Here is a 22244-nt window from a genome sequence, read left to right on the forward strand (position 1 = left end):
TTCAACTTTCAATCAAGACATTTTCAATTTCTAACTTTTAATTTTCAACTCACTAAGATGGAATTTAACCTTAATGAAGAACAACACGCCTTTCAGGATGCTGCAAGAAGATTTGCCGAAAAAGAACTTTTTCCTTTTGCTTCCGAATGGGATGCCCAAAAAATATTTCCAAGGGAAGCTATAACGAGGGCTGGAGAATTGGGGTTTTGCGGAATTTATACCAGAGAAAATTCCGGAGGTTTAGGATTGTCGAGGCTGGATGCCGCCATTATATTTGAAGAACTGGCTGCAGCCTGCCCGTCGACCACAGCATATATTACCATTCACAATATGGTTTCATGGATGATTGATGAATTTGGAAAAGATACAATAAGAAAAGAGCTTTGTCCCAAACTTGCTTCCGGCAGATTATTAGGTTCTTATTGCCTTACTGAACCGGGTTCCGGATCAGATGCAGCCGCTCTTAAAACGACAGCAGTTAAAAAAGGAAACAAATATATCATCAATGGAACTAAGGCATTTATTTCAGGAGCCGGAGAAAGCGATATCCTGATTGTGATGGCTCGAACGGGAGAATCTGGAGCCAATGGAATCAGTGCTTTTATTGTACCCGCTCAAACAAAAGGGATCAGTTTTGGGGAAAAAGAAAAAAAACTGGGCTGGAATACGCAACCTACCCGTTTTGTATTTCTTGATCATGTGGAAGTAGATGAGGATTTTCTCCTCGGAGAATTGGGTGAAGGTTTTAAAATTGCATTAAAAGGGCTGGACGGTGGCCGTATTAATATCGGAACATGTTCTGTAGGAGCTGCACAAGGTGCCATCAGCCTGGCACAAAAGTATATGCATGAAAGGCGGCAGTTTGGAAAATCACTTGCTCAATTTCAGGCGCTTCAGTTTAAAATGGCGGATATGGCAACCGAATTGGTAGCTGCCCGGCAAATGATACATTTAGCAGCTTTTAAACTCGATTCCAAAGATCCAAATGCGACAACCTATTGTGCCATGGCCAAAAGACTGGCTACAGATATGTGTTTTAATATCTGTAATGAAGCCCTTCAAATATTAGGTGGCTATGGCTGTACGCAGGATTTCCCGGTAGAACGGCTGATGCGCGATGCAAGAGTACATCAGATTGTGGAAGGAACTAATGAAATCATGAAGCTGGTAATTTCCAGAAAAATTCTGGAAGAAGGAGCAACGGTTCAGATCAGATAACTTATTTTAGTAAAAATCACTAACAAAAGTTTAAAACAGGACGAAAATATCGTTTTCACATCAATTTTAATTTCAACGAAACAAAATGAATTGGATAGCAACCAAGATAAAAAATAGAGTAGGGTTTATCACACTGAACTCCGAAAAAACACTTAATTCCCTGTCATTACCGATGATTGAAGAATTGCAGACGGTGTTAACCGATTGGAAAACTTCCGATGAAATAGTCTGCATTTTCCTTCAGGGTGCCGGTGAAAAAGCATTCTGTGCCGGAGGAGATGTCCGAAAGCTTTATGATGCCATAATCGATCAAAGAAATATTGATCACACCAAGGTTCCGAAGGATTGTTATGATTTCTTTTCTAAAGAATATCAGGTAGATTTTGATATCCATACTTACCCGAAACCTGTCATTGTCTGGGGGCACGGTATTGTCATGGGTGGCGGAATAGGCTTAATGGTAGGAGCTTCCCATCGTATTGTTACCGAAAAAAGCAAACTGGCTATGCCGGAAATTACGATCGGACTTTATCCTGATGTAGGAGGTACCTGGTTTTTGAATAAAATGCCTTCAGCTTATGGAATCTATCTTGGGCTGACAGGAGCGCGATTAGATGGTGCTGACTGCCTTTTTTTAGGTCTGGCAGATTATTATGTGGAATCGTCTTCAAAACAAAATATTATAAACGCTTTAGAACAAACCAGCTGGAAAGGGGATCCTTACAAAATAGTCTCCGGGATTCTGAATTCAGCTTCTGAAGATCATACGGTTCCTGAATCACAGGCAGCCGGTCATCAGTATTTTATCAGGCAATTTGAAGGTGTAGAATCTGTTGAACAGTTTAAAAATATTTTAACCCATCATCCTGATAAAGACGAATGGATCAACAATGGGATAAAAAGCTTTGAAGCAGGATCTCCCAGCTCAGCACATATCATTTTCAGACAATTACAGCAGGGCAGAAATCTAAGCTTAGAAGAAGTCTTTCATTCAGAATTGAATCTTTCATGCCAGTGCTGTCTTCATCCTGATTTTGCAGAAGGAGTAAGAGCTTTATTGGTTGATAAAGATCTCTCTCCAAAATGGAATCCCGCAACATGGGATGATATTACCGAAGAATGGATAGACTCCTATTTTAAATTGATACTTAAAAGTGGAAAGTTGAAAGAGGAAAGTGAAAAACTTTAACCTTCCAGGTTCTTTGTAGTGGTTCTGACAAGATTTTAAAAACTTTTAACTTTTAACTAAAAAAATGTCAAAAATAGCATTTATAGGATTAGGAAATATGGGTGGTCCAATGGCGGCCAACCTCGTAAAAAAGGGTCATACCGTTGTTGGTTTTGATCTTTCAGATTCAGCTTTAAAAGCGCTGGCTTCTGCCGGTGGACAAACTGCAAATTCAGCACTGGAAGCCACTAAAGAAGCAGATGTAGTGATATCGATGCTGCCTTCTGGTAAACATGTTGCGGAATTGTATTCGGAAGAGTTCATCAGTCAACTGAAATCCAATACTTTAATTATTGACAGCAGTACGATTGATGCGGTGACAGCCCGTTCAGTGGCTGAGCTGGCTTGCTCCAAAGGATGTAAAATGATTGATGCTCCCGTTTCCGGAGGTACCAATGGTGCTAAAGCAGGAACTTTAACCTTTATCGTAGGCGGCAAGCAGGAAGATTATGAAAAGGCACGTCCCATCCTGAAATGTATGGGTCAGAATATCTTTTATGCCGGAAATTCAGGAGCCGGACAGGTAGCCAAGATTTGTAATAATATGTTATTAGCCATTCATATGATCGGAACTTCTGAAGCGATTAATCTGGGAACCAGACATGGTCTGGATGCTAAAGTGCTCAGTGAGATTATGCAGAAAAGCTCCGGTAAAAACTGGTCATTAGAAGTCTATAATCCTTATCCCGGAGTGATGGAAAATGCTCCGGCATCCAAAGAATATTCGGGAGGATTTGCAGTAGATTTAATGACCAAGGATTTAGGATTGGCAGCAGAAGCGGGATTAGAATCAAAAACATCGACTCCTTTGGGTAATGCGGCCTTAAATCTTTACAGAATGTGGAGTGAAGCCGGAAACGGGAAAATAGATTTTTCAAGTATTATACAATTCTTAAATAAAGAACTTTAAAAGCTGGACATACTATTTTAGCTTTTAAAATCACTTTCAGGTTTAATTTTTAAAGTCAACAAAATGAATTTCGAAACACTGGTATATCAACAAAATAATCACATCGGTCTTTTAACCATTAATAGACCGCAGGCATTAAACTCTTTAAATGAACAGGTTTTAAAAGAACTGAAACTCTTTGCAGAGCACATTAAATCTGACAGAGATATTCGTGTATTAATTATTACCGGTTCCGGAGAAAAAGCCTTTGTCGCCGGAGCGGATATCAAAGCCATGCAGGAAATGACTCCACAGCAGGCAGAAGATTTTTCGATAGCAGCACAAACAGCCTTCAATGCCATTGAAGAATTACCATTTGCCGTAATTGCTGCGGTAAACGGCTTTGCATTGGGTGGCGGATGTGAGTTAGCTTTGTCCTGTGACATTATATTGGCCAGTGAAAAAGCCAGATTCGGATTACCTGAAGTAACTTTGGGCCTGCTGCCGTGTTTCGGGGGTACCCAACGTTTGCCCAGGGCTGTAGGATTATATAAAGCGAGAGAAATGGTTTTTTCCGGAGAATTTTATTCAGCAGAAGTGTGTAAGGAATTTGGTTTTGTAAACCGTGTCATCGTTCCTGAAGAATTATTAAATGAAGCTCAGAAACTCGCTGAAACCATTGCATCAAGGGGACCTGTCGCCGTAGCTAAAGCAAAACAATCGCTGAATACAGGATTTGAACTTCATATTAAAGAAGGATTACAGCAGGAAGCAGCTTTATTCGGAGAATTGTTTACAACAACCGATCATCATGAAGGGATAAGCGCTTTTATAGAAAAAAGACAACCTCATTTTAAAGGAGAATAATAAATATTGTTCATTCTTTAAGAGTGAAAACACAATGGAAGACGAACAGGATTTTCCATTTTTTTACAATCCGATATTTGATTACCCGGAAGAAATTCCGGGTTTTTATTTTGTCAATGCTAAACTCCGCCCATTACATACATATTTTCCATGGTAGGGACATTGCTTCCACCTTGTTTTTCAAGTGTTATTGCGAAAGCCTGTGCTTTTGGAATATTAGCCAGTGCTATTTTGCTGTCTTTTTCGTCAGTATACATTCCGGCGCTTACCGGTTTTCCGTCTGCAATGGCCCAAAGCTGGTACTGCATTCCTTCAGGAGCTTTTGGAAGACTTTCAGCATTTAAATAAACTTCCTTCGTTTTTTTATCCCAAAATACAATAGCTTTAGAATCAGTATGTTTTTCTACTCCCTGCAGCATGACCATCTGCATTTCCGGATTGGAAAACATCTTCATTTTCTGATTCATCTTTTGCATTGCCAACTCCTGAGATTGCTTTTCTGTCTTCATCTTTGCTATTTCCTCTTTTGTCCCGGACTGCTTATTCATCCAGAAAAGATTGCCTGCAATACTTAATAAAAATAAAACAGAAGCCGCGATGGAAAAGATTTTCCAATTGTTATTTCCCTGAATTTTAATTTCTTCCTGAGGCTTGGCAGCAGGAATATCTGTAGAAACGACAGGTTTTATTTCCTCAACCGTCTGTTCCTGTTGAATTTTAGCCCAAATCTTAGATTTTAAATCATTTGGAGGCGTTACAGCTTGTGCTGTGGCAAGTTCTTCTAAAGTTTTTTGAGCTTCTTCAAAAGCCGTCTTTACTTCAGTATTATTTTTCATCACACACTCCAAAATGCCCGCTTCCTCAGGAGAAGCATGGCCTAGAATATAAGATTCTATAATTCCGGATGATATGTATTCTTTAGTGTTCAATTTATTGATAATCTTTTAGCAAATCTTTTAATTTCATCAATGCATTCCGCATTTTCGTCTTTACCGTTCCCAGCGGTATCTTTAGCTTTTCGGATATTTCATTTTGAGTATATCCCTGATAATAGGCAAGATCAATAAGTTCCTGCTTATCTGTTTCCAGGCCTTCAAGCACATTATTAAACCCGATATAATCGGATGAATTATTAGAGATTGAAAAGTCTGTAGTATTATATACGAAATCCGGAAGCGGTTGGTTCTTAAGATTGTTTTGAAAACTTTTTGATTTCAGATAATCTATTGCCGTATTGCGGGCAATATTAATCATCCATGTATAAAACCGTCCTTTAGAAGAATCATATTGCTGGATTGAATTCCAGATTTTAACAAAAACATCCTGAATGATTTCTTCGGTATATTCTTTAGATTGAACGATCCGAAGGATCACACCATATAATGCCCCAGAATAATGGTCATACAAATAATGAAAACCAACTTCGTTTTTTTCTTTAAGTAAAACGATAAGTTCTTCTTCTGAGTAGGTTGTTTTAATAGTTCTTGTTTTTCAGTTCAAATGTAGTAAAATTATAGATATCACAAGTGAAAATTAAATATTCTTTTATATCAATCAATATTTCAGAGAAATATGTGAAAATTTTTAAAAAGGATACCATGTAGGTCTTGCTATTCTTTAAAACAATCAGAAAACAGCAATCTTATAGGGGTTTAAATTAAATTCAATAAAAAATATTAACCTGATTAACAGTATTTTATGATAAAAATCATGTTTTTTTAAATCTAAATAAAAACCATCCTCGTAAATGACAGTAAGAACACAAATACTTCATAATAATTAAAAAAAATCAACGCAATGAACACACAATCAAAAATCGCAGTTTTAGCAATGGTCACTTTATCATTTGCATTCGGTGGAAAGGTAACTGCACAAACGATGAAAGAAAAAACAGTTATGGTAGGAGGAGCCGCCATGTACCCGTCTAAGAATATCATTGAAAATGCAATGAACTCTAAAGATCACAAAACGCTGGTTGCCGCAGTAAAAGCTGCCGGTCTGGTAGAAACCCTGGAAAGTGCTGGCCCATTTACTGTATTGGCACCTACAGATGCAGCCTTTGCAAAGCTTCCTAAAGGAACAGTAGAGAACTTAGTAAAACCTGAAAACAAGGCAATGCTTACTAAAATATTAACTTACCATGTTCTGGCCGGTAAATATAGTGCCAAGCAAATATGGGAAGCAGTAGCAGCAGGAAAAGGTAAAAGCATGATGAAAACAGTACAGGGTGAAGAACTTACATTCTGGACAAAAGGTAAAGACCTTTATGTAAAAGATGCTAAAGGGAATAGTGCAAAAGTTACAATAGCTGATGTAAATCAGTCTAATGGAGTAATTCATGTAATAGATACGGTGTTAATGCCATAGTTTTAAAACAGCATATCCTTATGCTGTTTTTTTCGTTTTTTCTAATCAAACACTTAAAAATTAATATTATGAAAAAAACAATTCACGTTTCCAATCAGGGTGCAACCCTTGATACCAACAGAAGAAACTTTTTGAAACTAAGTGGAGTAGGACTGGCTATCGCCGGACTTACGATGATAGGATGTAGTGATGATAATGATTTCCAATTTCCGGATAATAACAATCAGGTTTTTGACCTGGGAACAGGTGATGTTGGAATTTTAAATTATGCCTACGCTCTGGAACAGCTTGAAGCCGATTTCTATACCAAAGTTGTCAATAATTTTTATTCAGGAATTTCCAGTATTGAAAAGGAAATTTTCACGGATCTCTATCATCATGAGGTCGTTCACCGGGACTTCTTCAAAGCGGCAATCAGTGGTGTTACACAAAATGTTCTCCCAAAACTAGAATTCCAGTATCCTAATGTCAATTTTAATGACAGGAATTCTGTTTTAGCGACTTCAAAAGCATTGGAAGATACGGGAGTAGCAGCTTATAACGGAGCCGGAAAATATATTTCGAATCCCGATTATCTTGTTATTGCCGGTAAAATAGTTTCAGTAGAAGCCAGACATGCATCGGCAATACGAAACCTGATCAACCCCGGATCTGCAGATTTTTCAGGAGATGACGTAATAGACGCAAACGGACTTGACCTGGCCAAAGAACCTAAAGATATTGTAATGGCTGCAGGAGGATTTATAAAAACATCTTTTACCTGGAAAGAAAGAGGTATTAATTAACCATTCACCCTCAAATATTAATATTATGAATATCCTTAAATTACTAGATAAGCTTTCTAATGATAAATTCTTTACTACGGAAGCTACAAGATTAGACGCTATTAGCAATATCTCTGCCTTTGGAAAAAAAGCTGCTGTAGCTTCAGTTCCTCTTGGGCTTGCCGGTATGATGGCATCTCCTGTAAAGGCAGAAACACAAAAACCTCAAGTAACCGGAAGTTTTTTGAAAAGCACTTTAACGGATGCTTTACAACTGGCTTTAGTCCTTGAATATCTTGAAAGCGAATACTACGGAATGGGCTTATCCGCTGCCGGATTAATTCCCAATGCAGACAGAACCGTTTTTATGCAGATCTCAAAACATGAATCTGCTCATGTTAATTTTTTGAAAAGTACGTTAACCTCTTTAGGGACAACTCCCGGAGCAAAACCAACTTTTGATTTTACAGCAAACGGAAATTTTTCTCCGTTTACCGATTATAACCAGTTTCTTATTCTTGCTCAGGCTTTTGAAGATACGGGAGTAAGAGCATATAAAGGCCAGGCCGGAAATGTAATGTCTAATAAAGTGGTTTTACAGGCTGCTTTACAGATTCATTCGGTGGAAGCCAGACATGCTTCTCAGGTAAGAAGAATGAGAGCCAATAAAGGATGGATAGAACTCGCCAATGGTGGGAATATGCCATCAGCAACCAATCCTGTGTATGCAGGTGAAGATAATACCAACCAGGCTGGATTTAATACTGCAAATTTGTTTGGTGCAGCAGCAGGTTCGGCAGCTTATGATGAAGTTTTAAGTGGTAGTGATGCTCAGGCTATTGCCTCTTTGTTCATAGTTTAGATATATACGAGGCAATAACAGCCGAGATTTTTAACCCTTTTCCGAAGCTTTTTGGAAAAGGGTTTTTATTATCTTGAAAGTTGATCAGATTTTTGTGAGAGCAATTAAGATTTTCTGCGGCGGCCGGATACTTTACGGTCCAGGTCTTTAATATCCTGTCTCAGCTCGCGGAACATTTCCTTAAAGTTGTAGCTTTCATAATCCCCCGGTTCAAAATCTTCAGGGAAAATTCCCGAAGCATACTGCCAGATTTCCACTACTTCTTCAAACGGGATATCATAGGCTTCATAGAATGAATTATCTGCACTTACACAGATTGCATTATCTTTTCTTTCCTTAAAACGTTTATAGGTAATCCCATCGTTCAATGTTACAAAAACATAGGTTTTTCCCGGTTTCAAATCGCTGATGCCTTCTACATATTTTCCTACAATATAAGAACCGCTTCTGAACGGCGGCATAGAATCTCCGTCAGCAGGGAAGGCTCTGTACTTTCCATTGGTCAGGAAAGGCAGTGCAATTCGTTGAAGACTTTCTATATATTCCACATCGCTGTATCCTTCCAGATATCCCATGGATGCTTTCTGAGGAATGATTTCAATTGTATCATTTCCCAAATCATCTACTGCTACGGGAAGTACAATTCTGTTATCCGGCAGTTTCATCATATCGTCCATTGGATATTTATCGATATCTACAGATAGCAACAGATCAATGCTGACATGGAAATATTTTGAAATTTTTATCAGCAGCTCAATAGGAGGTTCAGAAATTCCATTCTCATATTTAGAATATCGAACCCTGGAGATTACTAATTCATCGGCTACATTTTGTTGAGAGATTTTTCTCCTGGCTCTTAAAAAGCGTATATTATTTGAAAAAATTGACATTGATAAAAGGTATGTCAGCAAAAATACAAAATTTGCTTCCTATATCAATAATAAGAACCGGTTTTCACAAAGGAAATCAGCAAATTCAATTTTCATGACTGATTTCGCCAAAATTTTGGTGTTCAAAATCACTTCTTTTTCCCAGAATTACCCAAGATTATATGCTTTTATCTACTTTAAGGAATATTTATAAATAAACAATATTTGTTTGAAAATTAATAACTCTAAATTTCTTAATTTGACATATTATTTTTAACATTTAGAAAATCAATCACATATAAATCAAAATGATATTTATATCAAATCACCTTTATATTAATGAAATATTAAATTATATAAATAATACATTAATTTATTCAAAAAAATATACCATCGTATTGTTATTATTCCTATATTCGTGATGTATTAATCATATAAAATTATAGTTATGAAAAACTTAAAAAAATTAGACAGAAACGAATTGAAATCAATTTCAGGAGAAGGACTACTTGATCCAATCGGACACTTAATCGGAGGTGTTGTTGGCGCTGTTGGAGGTATCGTTGGAGGAATCGGAGGTGTTGTAGGAGGTACTGTTAGCGGTGTTGTTAACGTTCTTGAAAACGGACTTTGCCAGGTACAGTGCGAAGTTAACCACGTTATTTACCTTAAAGTACTTAACTGTGGGGCTAGAACTTGCTAGGATCAACAAAAATTAAGAATTATTACCGCTCTGAAAAGAGCGGTTTTTTTATGCACAAAAGTCAAGCAGCAAAGTTACTGACAAAGCTTATAATCAATGAATTGATCCAACGTTAGTCCTTTTAAAAATGCAATTACAGATACTAAAATTCTTTGCATAAAATTTAAAAAAATTATTTACGTCTTAATATTCCAGTCTTACCTCAACTTTTATAACTGATTTCTTTTATACGTATTTATTTTTAATGCAACATTGTTGCGATAAAAAATTAAATTATCTAGCTTTGCCTGATTATTTAAGCATATGCACATGAAAAAAGCCGTTATTTTTTTGATGGGAGGAAGTCTTATTTCTTTTTCTCCTGTTTTGAAAGCTCAGAAACAAACGCCTAAAAAAGAGGTACAGGACATAGAATCTGTCGATATTCAGGGCAAATTGAATCACGATGCAGTTACAGTCACCAGAAAAACATTAGATTTCATTCAATCGAATACATTGGGAGAGACATTAAGTAAAATTCCAGGGATACAAAACTCCGGTTATGGCCCAAATGCGGGTGCACCGGTTATCAGAAGTTTAAGCGGAAACAGGGTAAAAGTACTGGAAAACGGAACTGCCGTTAATGATCTTTCAGGAATAAGTCCTGATTTTAATATGGATATTGAAATGGATAATGTTCAAAGTATAACGGTTTACAAAAATTCAGCTTCGGTTTTATATGGTGGAAAAGCCATTGGAGGCGCCATAGATGTTGAGACCGATTATATTCCCCGGCAGCTTCCTTCAAAGAATTTTAATTTTAAAGCACTTCTTGAAGGAGGTAGTAACAGTGGGCAGCGGCAGGCATTTTCAGCAAAGGGTACCATAGCCAAGAACTGGGTGTTAACCGTTGGAGCAAGTAACCAAAAGCAGGAAATTGTCAGAATTCCCGGAAAATCTAAAGACGGCAGATGTTATGACCCGAATCTGGTGGGATTCAACAGCATCTTACAGTCGCTTTGCCAGCTCAATGTTGATTCCAGAAATGTTCTCAATACGAGTCTTTTTCCCTATATCAGTCAGTTTGCAATTGATCATATGATAGAATATGAACTTTCACAAGATGATCTTTACACATTCAGCCCTACATATTACAATCCTTCGGATGGCAAATATTATCCTAATCCCAAGAATGACAAATATGTTCCTGGCCAGGATCCTTCAAAAGACCGTTACAGAAGCGAGGTAAACAGTATTAATGATATTGTTCCGATAAAAGACGGCATCATTTCCAACAGCCATTCAGAAAGCAACTCATTTTATATCGGAACGAGTTATATCGGAAAATCATTTTACCTCGGAGGAGCTTACCAGAATTCTTATTCCTATTTTGGAGTTCCCGGTTATGCCATGCCCAAAATGCCGGCACATTCTCATGGAAAACCTCAAAAAAAGATCGAATATTTACCGATTAATATAAAAAGTCTGTCTCATAAAGCGATGTTTGAATCTGCTTACAAGTTTAATAACTTTCCGATTGCCAGTATCAAACTGAATTATATGGGTGTATTTTCAAAAAACATGGAACTTCTTGAAAGATATAGAGCCAATCAGTTTAACGTACAACAACACAACGGCCGCCTGGAAATTACCCAGCAGAAAATGAAATTTCTAACCGGAACCACCGGAATGGAAGTACAATACAGAGATATGGAAGGCAGTGGAAGCCAAAGGTATTTACCGAATACAATCAGCCGGGAGATTGGATTTTTCACTATGCAGCATCTTGATTTTAATTTCCTTGAATTTGACTTTGGGTACCGGAACGATCATGTGCAACGCCAGGCTGAAGCCGATAATACCTATAAAAGAAGCCGCGGAATGTCTGGAGGAAAACTCACCGGAAGGGACTTTACCCTTAATCAGTTTCAGGCAGCTGCACAGTGGAATATCTATAAAAAAGCTTACCTGAAAGTACAATACAACCACTCGGAAAGAGCGCCTGAAGTGAATGAATTGTATTCAGGAAACAACCATTTCGCTATCCTTACCGAAGAAAACGGAGATGACAGACTGGATAAAGAAATCGCAAAAACCATAGAAATAGGAGGTGGGCTTAATTTAAAAAATGTTCGCTTGTCTGCCAATTGGTATCACACCAATTATAAAAATTATATCTATCTGGCGCATACCGGATTGTCACGGGAAGTTTTTCTGGTTAAAGAATGGCGTTCTGATGATACAGAAATTAACGGAATTGAAGCTGAAGCAGCCTATAAAATGGATCTTCAGAAGTTCGGAAAATGGGAAATTGGCTCCTATTATGACCTGGTGAGAAACATCAGTGTTGCCGACAGTTCTATCAGAAAATGGAGTGACGGGGATTATATGCCCAATATGCCTACGAGCCGTTTTGGATTCAACCTGACAGGAAGTATACAGAATTTTAGCATCAACGTAGGCCTGGATCATTATTTAAAACAAAAATATTTAGGAAAAAATATTAATCCTGAACTTCCGATGCCTGCATTTTCACTTCTTAATGCCCGTATTGCTTATGAAGACAACAGTTTGAAAATGGGTAGTATAGAATATTATATTACAGGAAATAACCTTTTAAATACAGAAGCCAGACTTCAAAATTCTCAAATGAAATTCCTGAGTCCAATGGCAGGAATCAATATTTCGGTGGGAGTGAAGGTCAAAATATAATAATTCATCCGTTGTTATCAGCTTGACAAAATATTGTTTTCACCGATAACAACGGTTTTATCTGACCAAGTTTAAACATTTGAGTCATCATTCTTTGCGATTAAAAATAATATGTTTCTTCAACATTGCCAATGAAACCGTGAGTTATCTGACTAATCGGAAAGTCATATTAATTCTCGGCTTCATAGGTAAAACAGATTTGGCAATCCGATGTTCCCAGTTCATCTGGAGATCACCTTTCATAATCAGCAAAGAACCGTGAGGCAAAGGCAGACTGTATTTGTTGGAATGATCATCTACACTCCTGAAATCAAAATTCCGGGTTTGCCCAAGACTTACCGAAGCAATGACAGGGCGGTTTCCCAGCTGACTTTCCTTGTCGCGATGCCAGGCTACAGAATCATTTTTATCACGATACAAGTTCAACAACACTGAATTGAATGTGTACCCTGTAGATTTTTCAATCCGGTTTTTGATCTCCAGCAGTTCCGGCAGCCATGGATGAGCAACAAAGCGATTATCTCCCAACTGGTAGGTCTTCTTTTCATCACCATACCATGCCGTTAAACGCGGAGTTAACACCATTTTATCATACATTTTCTGTGTCCTCTGCTTCCAGGGAACTTTTTCCATTAAAAGATCAACAAGTTCGGAAGCCTCATTTTCTGTCAAAAAGTGTTCTGTATATTCCAGCAATTCTTTCGGAAACTGATAATAATCTTCTGTGTTGAATAAGCTAAGTTGTTCCATTATTAAAAATCATTTACTTTTTCCGGAAACTTTATCTTCCAGTTCCCGGATATCTTTTTTAAGTTCAAAAAACATTTCCTTAATATCAGCCTGCTCTGAGTGATCCGGCTCAAAATCTGCAGGAAAAATCCCTGAAGCATACTGCCATACTTCTACAATTTCCTCAACCGGAATGTCATAAGGTTCATAGAATACGTTGTCTGCTGTCACACTGATCTTATTACCTGATCTGCCAGCAAAGCGTTTATAGGTAATTCCATTGTTCAGGGTAATAAAAACATAGGTTTTTCCCGGTTTCAGATCATCTATTTGTTCTACATATTTTCCTACGATATAGGAACCATTCTTAAAAGGTGGCATAGAGTCTCCATCTGCAGGAAAAGCTCTGTACTTTCCATTTGCTAAAAAGGGGAGTGTGACCCGTTGAAGGTTTTCAATATATCCCACATCACTATAGCCTTCCAGATATCCCATTGATGCCTTTTGAGAAACAATTTCTATCACATTATTACCGGAATGATCTACTATCACGGGCAGAACAATCCTGTTATCGGGCAGCTTAAGTATTTCTTCTACAGGATATTTCCTGATATCTACAGACACCAGCAGGTCAATACTAACATGAAAAAGTTTAGAAATCTTTACAATCAATTCGATGGGCGGTTCCGATCTGCCATCTTCATACGCAACATACCTTGAGCGGGTAATCGCTAAAGAATCGGCCAACTCTTGTTGAGTTTTTTCTTTCTTACCTCTTAAAAACCTTATGTTATCTGAGAAAATTGACATTGTTACAAAATATATCAACAAAAATACAAATTTTGTTCAAAAACGTAACTAAATTTGTACCATGGAACGTGCAATTGTACATATGGATCTGGATACTTTTTTTGTATCCTGTGAAAGGCGTAATAACTCTCAGCTTAACGGAATCCCTCTGATCATAGGAGGTGGCGACCGTGGAGTAGTAGCCTCATGTTCCTATGAAGCCAGGAAATTCGGAGTTCGCTCAGCGATGCCGATACGAATGGCCCTGAGGCTTTGTCCTGACGCTAAAGTCATTAGGGGTGATCATGAAATGTACTCTAATTTATCACATCTGGTTACAGAAATTATCCAAAATAAAGTTCCGGTAATGGAAAAGGCCAGTATCGACGAATTCTACCTGGACCTTTCCGGTATGGACAAATTTTTCGGGTGTTATCAATGGACGGAAGAAATTGCAGCTTCGATTCTCAAGGAAACAGGACTTCCGATAAGCTTTGCATTATCTGCCAATAAAACCGTTTCCAAAATAGGAACCGGAGAAGCAAAACCCGGAAGAATGGAAATTAAACTTCAGGAAATCAAACCATTTCTTGATCCTTTGTCGGTAAAAAAAATACCCATGGTAGGGGACAAAACATTTCAACTTCTTTCCCGGGTAGGGATCCGTACTATTCATACGCTATCTGAGATGCCACTTCTTGTTCTTCAGCAAATGATTGGTGAAAACGGCCGTGAACTCTGGAAAAAAGCCAATGGCATAGATGAAAATCCGGTGATTCCTTATTCAGAACGAAAATCGATCTCTACGGAAAGGACATTCACTTCAGATACGATGGATATTGTAGAATTAAAGAGATTATTGGCAGGCATGGCTGAACAATTAGCGTATCAGCTGAGAAAAGAAAAATGGCTGACTTCTACAGTTGCCGTAAAAATACGCTATGCCAATTTTGATACGGAAACCAAACAATGCAAAGTGGCTTATACATCGGCAGATCATACTTTGTCTAGGGTAGCACTTGATCTTTTTAACAAAGCTTATACCCGAAGAATGAGACTTCGGCTCATAGGATTACGGTTTACAGGATTGGTACACGGAAATCATCAGATGAATTTATTTGAAGATACCGAGGAACAAATGAGTTTATATCAAACAATGGATTATCTTAAGAACCGCTTCGGATCTGATGCCGTCGGAAGAGCTTCAGGTTTTGATTTCGGGAAGTAAAATTTTAAAATCAACAGAGTATGTTTCTCAACTGCCATTCATATCATAGTCTTCGCTATGGCACATTATCGATAAAACAATTAGTGGAACAGGCCAAAACTTTAGGCATCAAAGAGCTTGTGCTTACCGATATCAATACGGTGACAGGGATTTATGATTTTAAAAAAGAATGTGAAGATCATGGGATAAAACCTGTTCCCGGCGTTGAAATCAGAAAGGATGGAAGACTTCTTTATGTAGCTATAGCCAGAAAGTTCTCAGGAATTGGTGAAATCAACAAAGTCATTACAGATTATAACTGTGATGGTAAAGAGCTAGAGGAAGTGGCTCCTGAATTTAAGGAAGTATTTATTATTTATCCAATGAGTAATATTCCTTCAGAATTGAAAGACAATGAGTTTATAGGTGTCAGAACAGATGAGCTAAACTTTCTGATACGTCCGGAATATGAAAAATATATTTCTAAAATGGTAGTTCTCCATCCCATTACCTTTAGTACTGATGAGGAATATGAATTGCATAAGATTCTCCGGGCTATTGATCATAATACACTGCTTTCCAAGCTCACGAAAAGAGAAGTTTGCCGTAAGTCTGAATATTTTATTTCCGGGCAACAGATTGCAAAATCATTCGAAAGATATCCTCAGATTATTGAAAATACAAATCTCCTCCTTGATGACTGCCATTTTGAATTTGATTTTAAAGAAGTTAAGAACAAGAAGTTCTATACAAAATCAAAAGAAAATGATTTGAAACTTCTCCGCAGGCTTGCTTATTCAGGGTTAGAAAAAAGATATGGACTGAACCATGAAATTGCGGGGAAAAGAGTTGAAAAAGAACTTCAGGTTATTGATGAACTCAACTTTTGTGCTCATTATCTCATCACGTGGGATATTATCCGTTATAGCAATCGCATGGGATTTATGCATGTAGGACGCGGAAGTGGTGCCAATTCCATTGTGAGTTACTGTCTGGGAATTACAGATATCTGTCCTCTGGAGCTTGATCTTTATTTTGAACGGTTTCTCAATCTTAACCGTCAGGTACCTCCGGACTTTGATATCGACTGGAGCTGGCAGAACAGAGATGCTATATTGGAATATATTTTCGACAGATATGGAAAGGACCATGTCGCTTTTTGTGGGACTAATGTTGAGTTTAAATACAAGTCAATTTTCAGGGAAGTTGGAAAAGTTTTTGGCCTGCCTAAAGAAGAATTGGATGATCTTACAAGCAAATCGACACAGAGAGATGACTCAAATTCTGTTGTAAAAGTAGTTGAGAAATATGGTAAACTATTGGAAAAGTTTCCTAACCAACGAAGTATGCACGCCTGTGGAATCCTTATTTCAGAAGAACCTATTACTCATTATACCGCATTAGAAATGCCACCTAAAGGATTTCCGATTGCTCAGTTTGATATGAATGTAGCGGAAGATATAAAAATGGAAAAGCTTGATATTCTGTCTCAGCGAGGCCTCGGAACGATTAAAGATACTGTTGAGCTGATAAAAAAAACAAGAGGGATAGATATCGATATCCGGGATACCAGGATTTCCAAAGATGAACAGAAAGCCAGCGAATATCTGGCCACAGGAAATACGATTGGATGTTTTTATATAGAATCTCCGGCAATGAGAGGGCTATTAAGAAGATTAAAATGTGATAATTACAGAATTCTGGTCGCCGCATCTTCCATTATCAGGCCCGGAGTTGCCCAAAGCGGAATGATGCGTGAATATATTTTCAGGCACAATCATCCTGATCAATTTGAGTATTTCCATCCCATATTTGAAGAACACCTGAAAGAAACGTATGGCATTATGGTATATCAGGAGGATGTTCTGAAGATTGCCCAGTATTTTGGAGGATTGTCCTTGGCTGATGGTGATATTTTACGCAGGGCGATGAGCGGAAAAGGGCGATCCATTCAAAAGCTGCAAGAAGTAAAAGCTAATTTTTTTGAAAAATGCATAGAAAAGGGGCATTCGGAAATGCTTACTGCTGAAGCCTACAGGCAAATTGAATCTTTTGCCGGATATTCTTTCTGTAAGGCGCATTCAGCATCGTATGCCGTAGAAAGTTATCAGAGTCTTTATCTGAAGGTATATTATCCGCTGGAGTTTATGGTTTCTGTGATCAATAATCAGGGAGGATTTTACCGTACAGAAGTGTATATTCATGAGGCTAAAATGTCCGGTGGAATCATTCAGAATCCGTGTGTTAATGAGAGTGAATATCAAACTTCATTACAAGGAAAAGATATCTATCTCGGATTGATGCTTTTACAGGGACTCGAAACCAGAATCGCCCACGGAATCGTAGAAGAACGTGAGCAAAACGGTGCTTATCAATCTCTGAATGATTTTATCCGTCGTATTCCTGTAGGACTCGAAACCATTCAAACTCTTATTTTCATCGGAGCATTCCGGTTTACCGGAAAGCAAAAAAATGAGTTGCTGATAGAGGCCCGACTTCTGCTGATCAACTTTAAGCCCGAGAACAGAGGGTTGTTATTGATTGAAGAACCCATTCAGGAATACAGGCTTCCCCGGTTGGAACGTAATTTTTTTGAGGATGCTTTTGATGAAATTGAAATTCTGGGCTTCCCTGTATCATGCAGTCCATTTGATTTGCTACAAACCCGCTACAGAGGATCTGTTTTTGTGAAGGATCTGTTGCAATTTCATAAAAAACAGGTAAAAATGATGGCCTATCTTATTGCCAGAAAGCATGTTCCTACCAAAAAAGGAACCATGTATTTCGGAACCTGGATTGATGTGAATGGAAATTATTTCGATACTGCCCATTTTCCGGATAGCTTAGAAAAATATCCGTTTCAGGGAGGCGGATGTTATTTGCTGCTGGGAATTGTAGAAGTTGATTTTCATTTTCCAACCATAACAATTCATAAAATGGCAAAAATGCCGTTTATTCCGGATCCCCGCTATGCCTATGATCAGGAAAAGCAATATGATATACACCGGCAGATTAAAGAGGATGTTAGCATGACTTTCAGAAAACCCTATCCACAGGAACATGAAATAGGATTGCCAAGAAGTAAAACATTGTAAAATTACCGGATCATATCAACAAAACAGGTAAAATGGTAGAAGTACTATACCATTTTTCAAATAATTCATGGAAATCAGATTCTTCTAAAACCGACAGAACAAAAAAATATGTAAAAAAATGTATTACGACATGTTCTGACGTTGTGCACCTATATCTTTGTATCAGAGATAAGATTAAAAATTCCGGGATTATGGTCTTATTAAAGCTAAATGTTAATATAATTCAGTTTAAACTAATATTAATTTCTTATTTTTTAAAATAACATTTATTTTTGTTAAATTTTTTAAATTATGTATAAAAAACAACTAGTAACCATTTTTCTTTTTCTATTTTTCAGTTCTTATGCACAGACTGAATTTATTACTTCGTGGAAGCCTAATATAAACGGCACAATCTCTAATGCAATATCTTTTGGTGGTACCGGAACCAGTTACACGATTCAATGGGAAGAAGTAGGATATCCTCAGCATACCGGGGTTCTTAATTCTGTAACATCTAATAGTGGCAATCCTATTACCATTTCTTTTGGAACATCTTTAAATACAAATCCTGTCCAGGCGACCTACAAACTTAAAGTTTCAAATGGTAGTGGCTTATTTTATGGATTTAGAGCAGGTCTAAATACTATTGGTACTTTTCCAACTGTACAACTCGTTGAAGTAAGTCAATGGGGAGATATTATTTGGCTTCAGCAGTTTAATGGAGGATTTGCAAGCTGCCCAAACCTTAACGTAACGGCCACAGATACTCCGAATCTGACACAAATAAACAATTTATCACAGATGTTCTTTAATTGTCCGTCTTTAATTGGTAATACTTCATTTTCTAATTGGAATACAAGCACAATTATTAATATGAGTAGTATGTTTGGCGGAGCAACATTATTTAATCAAAATATAGGAACCTGGAATACTGCGAATGTCACAAACTTTAGCAGTATGTTTTCCAATACCTCTGCTTTTAATCAAAATCTTTCTAATTGGAACACAGCTTCCGGAACCAATTTCTCATCAATGTTTTCGGGTGCAGCAGCTTTTAATCAACCACTAAATTCATGGAATACATCAAATGCTACTAATTTCCGATATGTATTTTCTAATACAGCATCTTTTAATCAGCCCCTTGATCATTGGAATACAAGCAAAATAACAGATTTTGAACATATGTTTGCAGATGCTGTATCATTTAATCAACCGATTGGTAACTGGGATGTTAGTAAAGTTGATTATAGTGCTGGTTTTAATATGTTTAACGGAGCCTCGCATTTTGATCAGGATATTTCTACCTGGAATATACAGCTTCAAAACTTTAGTGGAAATTCAATATTCTTTGGATTAAAAAATTCAGGTTTATCATGTACAAATTATAATAATTTCTTAATTGCTTTAAATAATAATCCCACCTGGGCCAGCTCAACAATAACATCTGGAAGTATAGACGCCACAGGGCTTATCTATTCTACACCACAAGCTATTATGGCAAGAGCTCAATTGGTTAACAAAGGGCTTAATATTATTGGAGACAGCTATTCTACATGTGTTTTATCAACAACAGAACCTTCAAAACAATTAAAAACCCAAGCGTATCCAAATCCAACAACAGGAATGATAACTGTTGAAGCTACTGTCAACGAAAATGTTTATTTATATGACAGTACTGGTAAAATCATTAAAAATATAACTCTAAGCAAAGGAAATAACCGTATTGACCTTACCGAATATCCAGCAGGAAATTATCTGTTAAAAGGTAACAGTATTTTCACTAAAATAATTAAGAAATAGGTTATTTTTAAAATTCATGATAGGTTTCCGAAGGATTACCTAATTTAAATTAAGCTCCAAAGTCTATGAACTTTGGAGCTTGTTTATTATGACAAAAACTCTATGTATTTCGCCTATAAATTGTCACCGCAGGTTACTCAGATTTCCAAAGATTGCTGTGCCTTAAACCCATTCCAGTCCGTCATTACGTATATTTTTTAGATTAAAACATAAAAATTCAACGCTATTTTTATACATTTAAATCAAATAAAAAATATACAATCTCAATACGGATATTTATGAAAACTCAAAAGCAAATCACTGTTTATAATGAAAAAGAGAGTTTCAAAACTGATACCATTGAAAATTTTTATATTTCTTATTATCAGGATGAAAGGAAAAATCTGAACCGTACAGACAGCCATCAGCATACTTACTATGAAATCATCTGGATAGAAAAGGGAAAGGGTGTGCATACCATAGATTTTAAAAACTATGAATTTTCGGGGCCTTGTCTTTTCCTTTTGCATCCTAAGAATGTGCACAGAATCTACAAAGAAACACCTACCAGTGGAGGCGTTATTAAATTTAATGATAACTTTTTCGTCAATGAAGATTCTCATTCGAAATTTCTTTTGAAATACGGTGTTTTTGATGATATAGACGTGCTACCGGTCATCAATCTGAATGAGGAAGAAAAAGCAGAGATCACCGATTTTTTCCGACTGATGTGTAAACAGTCTGATAACGGAGATGCTTTTTCAGCGCACATTATATTGAATTTACTCAAATCTTTTCTGCTTAAGATCTATCAGATTAAAAAGAAGAGTTGTAGTATTGAAGATATTTCAGATCATCGTTTTTTAAGGTTTAAACAATTTCAGGAACTTTTGGAGAACCATTTTATTCAACATCACAGCGTAAGTTTCTACGCAGAAAAACTAAAAATAAGCAGCAAAACGCTTTCTACCGTCTGTAAACTGATCAGTCATAAAACCGCTCAGGAGTTAATAAAAGAAAGAATTCTTCTGGAAGCCAAAAGAATGTTGATGTACACCGATCTGTCGGTAAAGGAAGTGGCTTATCATCTGGGATTTGAGGATCATGCCTACTTTACAAGGTTCTTTACTTCGAATGTTCTTCAGAATCCTTCAGATTTTAAGAAGGCAAATACATAATTTCCCAAAAGTCCAATACTCCGGAAGTTTTATCCATTTCATAATCGGGGGATTCTGCCCAATTTTACAGGACAATAATACCGTAAAATGATGGATAGAATAACATTTTTAAAAAACTCAGCTTTAGCCGTAGCGGCAGTTCCTTTATTATCTTTTATGAAAAAACCTGATAAAATTCCAACTCCAATGAAAAAATTATGTACAGCATGCGGAACCCAGTTCCCGGAAGATTATAATGAAAAATTATGTGCCATCTGCAATGAAGAAAGACAATATATTCCGGTGACCGGCCAAACGTGGACAACTCATGAACAGCTTCTTACGAATCATACCACCCAGATTGTACAATTGAATGAGCATCTTTATGAGATTGTCATTACCCCCAGATTTGCCATAGGACAGAGGGCTTTTCTGGTGGTTTCAAAAAACGGGAATATCCTTTGGGACTGTATTCCTTTACTGGATCAGCATGTGATTGATTTTATTAATGAAAAAGGAGGTGTACAGGCCATTGCTATTTCACATCCTCATTATTACAGCAATATGAATGATTGGGCAGAACAGTTTAAATGTCCGATCTATATTCATAAAAAAGACGAGCTGTACATCAATGAAAAAGGGAGTCGAATTAAGCTTTGGGAAGGCAATGAAATGCCTCTGTGGGATGATATTAAAATAGTAAATATCGGCGGACATTTTGCCGGCAGCAGTATTTTACTCCATAAAAACATGTCGGAAAAAGGCACCATGCTTAGTGGTGATACGATGTATCTTTCGCCCAATTTAAAGCACTTTGCCATTATGTACAGTTATCCCAACAGAATGCCATTGCCCATATCGGAAATCAAAAGGATCAAAAAACGCCTCGAGGACCTGGAATTTGATGCAGTGTATGGTTTTTACAGCTACCAGAATCTGACAAAAAATGTAAAACAAATTCTGAACAGCTCTATAGAAAAGTATTTAAGTTAAAAAAGACAACTCCCGTCTTCAGTCAATATAATTTGAAGACGGGAGTTGTTATTTT

Annotated in this window: 19 protein-coding genes; 14 read left to right on the forward strand and 5 right to left on the reverse strand. The window is 37.1% G+C overall.

Annotated features, from left to right (window positions below; all coding sequences use genetic code 11):
• The first annotated feature begins 57 nt into the window (after window positions 1-57).
• From EG342_RS18160 to EG342_RS18175, 4 genes are all read left to right on the forward strand, one after another.
• Window positions 58-1218, forward strand: a complete 1161-nt coding sequence (locus EG342_RS18160; RefSeq protein ID WP_103292396.1) for an acyl-CoA dehydrogenase family protein — start codon at window positions 58-60, stop codon at window positions 1216-1218.
• 85 nt (window positions 1219-1303) lie between these two features.
• Window positions 1304-2407: an enoyl-CoA hydratase/isomerase family protein gene (locus EG342_RS18165; protein WP_103292395.1), complete on the forward strand. Its 1104-nt coding sequence runs from the start codon at window positions 1304-1306 to the stop codon at window positions 2405-2407.
• Between the two features lie 64 nt (window positions 2408-2471).
• Complete coding sequence (gene mmsB / locus EG342_RS18170) at window positions 2472-3356, forward strand: 3-hydroxyisobutyrate dehydrogenase (protein ID WP_103292394.1); 885 nt, start codon at window positions 2472-2474, stop codon at window positions 3354-3356.
• A 63-nt stretch (window positions 3357-3419) separates the two neighbouring features.
• Window positions 3420-4202, forward strand: a complete 783-nt coding sequence (locus EG342_RS18175) for an enoyl-CoA hydratase/isomerase family protein (protein ID WP_103292393.1) — start codon at window positions 3420-3422, stop codon at window positions 4200-4202.
• A gap of 119 nt (window positions 4203-4321) precedes the next feature.
• Here EG342_RS18175 and EG342_RS18180 read toward each other — a convergent pair whose 3' ends face one another.
• On the reverse strand, window positions 4322-5131 hold the full coding sequence (locus EG342_RS18180) for an anti-sigma factor (protein ID WP_103292392.1): 810 nt from the start codon (window positions 5129-5131) through the stop codon (window positions 4322-4324).
• Window position 5132: 1 nt separating this feature from the next.
• Window positions 5133-5609 carry an RNA polymerase sigma factor gene (locus tag EG342_RS18185; RefSeq protein WP_103292391.1) on the reverse strand — a complete coding sequence of 159 codons (477 nt, stop codon included), beginning with the start codon at window positions 5607-5609 and terminating at the stop codon, window positions 5133-5135.
• 390 nt (window positions 5610-5999) lie between these two features.
• Here EG342_RS18185 and EG342_RS18190 point away from each other — a divergent pair, with 390 nt between their 5' ends.
• The 3 genes from EG342_RS18190 (at window position 6000) to EG342_RS18200 (ending at window position 8195) form a co-directional block, all read left to right on the forward strand.
• Complete coding sequence (locus EG342_RS18190) at window positions 6000-6569, forward strand: fasciclin domain-containing protein (protein WP_103292390.1); 570 nt, start codon at window positions 6000-6002, stop codon at window positions 6567-6569.
• Window positions 6570-6637: 68 nt separating this feature from the next.
• Window positions 6638-7354 (forward strand): ferritin-like domain-containing protein, encoded by a 717-nt coding sequence (locus EG342_RS18195; protein ID WP_103292389.1) that lies wholly within the window; start codon window positions 6638-6640, stop codon window positions 7352-7354.
• A 25-nt stretch (window positions 7355-7379) separates the two neighbouring features.
• Window positions 7380-8195 (forward strand): ferritin-like domain-containing protein, encoded by an 816-nt coding sequence (locus EG342_RS18200; protein ID WP_103292388.1) that lies wholly within the window; start codon window positions 7380-7382, stop codon window positions 8193-8195.
• Window positions 8196-8299: 104 nt separating this feature from the next.
• Here the strand turns inward: EG342_RS18200 and EG342_RS18205 are convergent, their stop codons facing one another.
• Window positions 8300-9085 (reverse strand): XRE family transcriptional regulator, encoded by a 786-nt coding sequence (locus tag EG342_RS18205; RefSeq protein WP_103292387.1) that lies wholly within the window; start codon window positions 9083-9085, stop codon window positions 8300-8302.
• 427 nt (window positions 9086-9512) lie between these two features.
• Between EG342_RS18205 and EG342_RS18210 the strand changes: the two genes are divergently transcribed.
• Together EG342_RS18210 and EG342_RS18215 are read left to right on the forward strand one after the other, a co-directional pair.
• Entirely contained in the window at window positions 9513-9767 is a 255-nt protein-coding gene (locus EG342_RS18210) for a bacteriocin-like protein (protein WP_103292386.1), read from the forward strand.
• Between the two features lie 309 nt (window positions 9768-10076).
• Entirely contained in the window at window positions 10077-12458 is a 2382-nt protein-coding gene (locus EG342_RS18215) for a TonB-dependent receptor (protein ID WP_103292385.1), read from the forward strand.
• 144 nt (window positions 12459-12602) lie between these two features.
• On the opposite strand, the gene EG342_RS18220 is transcribed toward EG342_RS18215, so the two are convergent.
• Together EG342_RS18220 and EG342_RS18225 are read right to left on the reverse strand one after the other, a co-directional pair.
• A complete protein-coding gene (locus EG342_RS18220) occupies window positions 12603-13208 on the reverse strand; it encodes an alpha-ketoglutarate-dependent dioxygenase AlkB family protein (protein WP_103292384.1) in 606 nt (201 codons plus the stop codon).
• Window positions 13209-13217: 9 nt separating this feature from the next.
• A complete protein-coding gene (locus EG342_RS18225) occupies window positions 13218-13997 on the reverse strand; it encodes a LexA family transcriptional regulator (RefSeq protein WP_103292383.1) in 780 nt (259 codons plus the stop codon).
• 61 nt (window positions 13998-14058) lie between these two features.
• Here EG342_RS18225 and dinB point away from each other — a divergent pair, with 61 nt between their 5' ends.
• From dinB to EG342_RS18250, 5 genes are all read left to right on the forward strand, one after another.
• Window positions 14059-15204: a DNA polymerase IV gene (gene dinB / locus EG342_RS18230; RefSeq protein WP_103292382.1), complete on the forward strand. Its 1146-nt coding sequence runs from the start codon at window positions 14059-14061 to the stop codon at window positions 15202-15204.
• A 20-nt stretch (window positions 15205-15224) separates the two neighbouring features.
• Entirely contained in the window at window positions 15225-18278 is a 3054-nt protein-coding gene (locus EG342_RS18235) for a DNA polymerase III subunit alpha (RefSeq protein WP_103292381.1), read from the forward strand.
• 291 nt (window positions 18279-18569) lie between these two features.
• On the forward strand, window positions 18570-20060 hold the full coding sequence (locus tag EG342_RS18240) for a BspA family leucine-rich repeat surface protein (protein WP_103292380.1): 1491 nt from the start codon (window positions 18570-18572) through the stop codon (window positions 20058-20060).
• A gap of 278 nt (window positions 20061-20338) precedes the next feature.
• Window positions 20339-21217: a helix-turn-helix domain-containing protein gene (locus tag EG342_RS18245; RefSeq protein ID WP_103292379.1), complete on the forward strand. Its 879-nt coding sequence runs from the start codon at window positions 20339-20341 to the stop codon at window positions 21215-21217.
• Between the two features lie 87 nt (window positions 21218-21304).
• Window positions 21305-22189 carry an MBL fold metallo-hydrolase gene (locus EG342_RS18250; RefSeq protein ID WP_103292378.1) on the forward strand — a complete coding sequence of 295 codons (885 nt, stop codon included), beginning with the start codon at window positions 21305-21307 and terminating at the stop codon, window positions 22187-22189.
• Window positions 22190-22244: the final 55 nt, after the last annotated feature.

The sequence above is a fragment of the Chryseobacterium lactis genome (assembly GCF_003815875.1).
Lineage (GTDB): Bacteria > Bacteroidota > Bacteroidia > Flavobacteriales > Weeksellaceae > Chryseobacterium > Chryseobacterium lactis.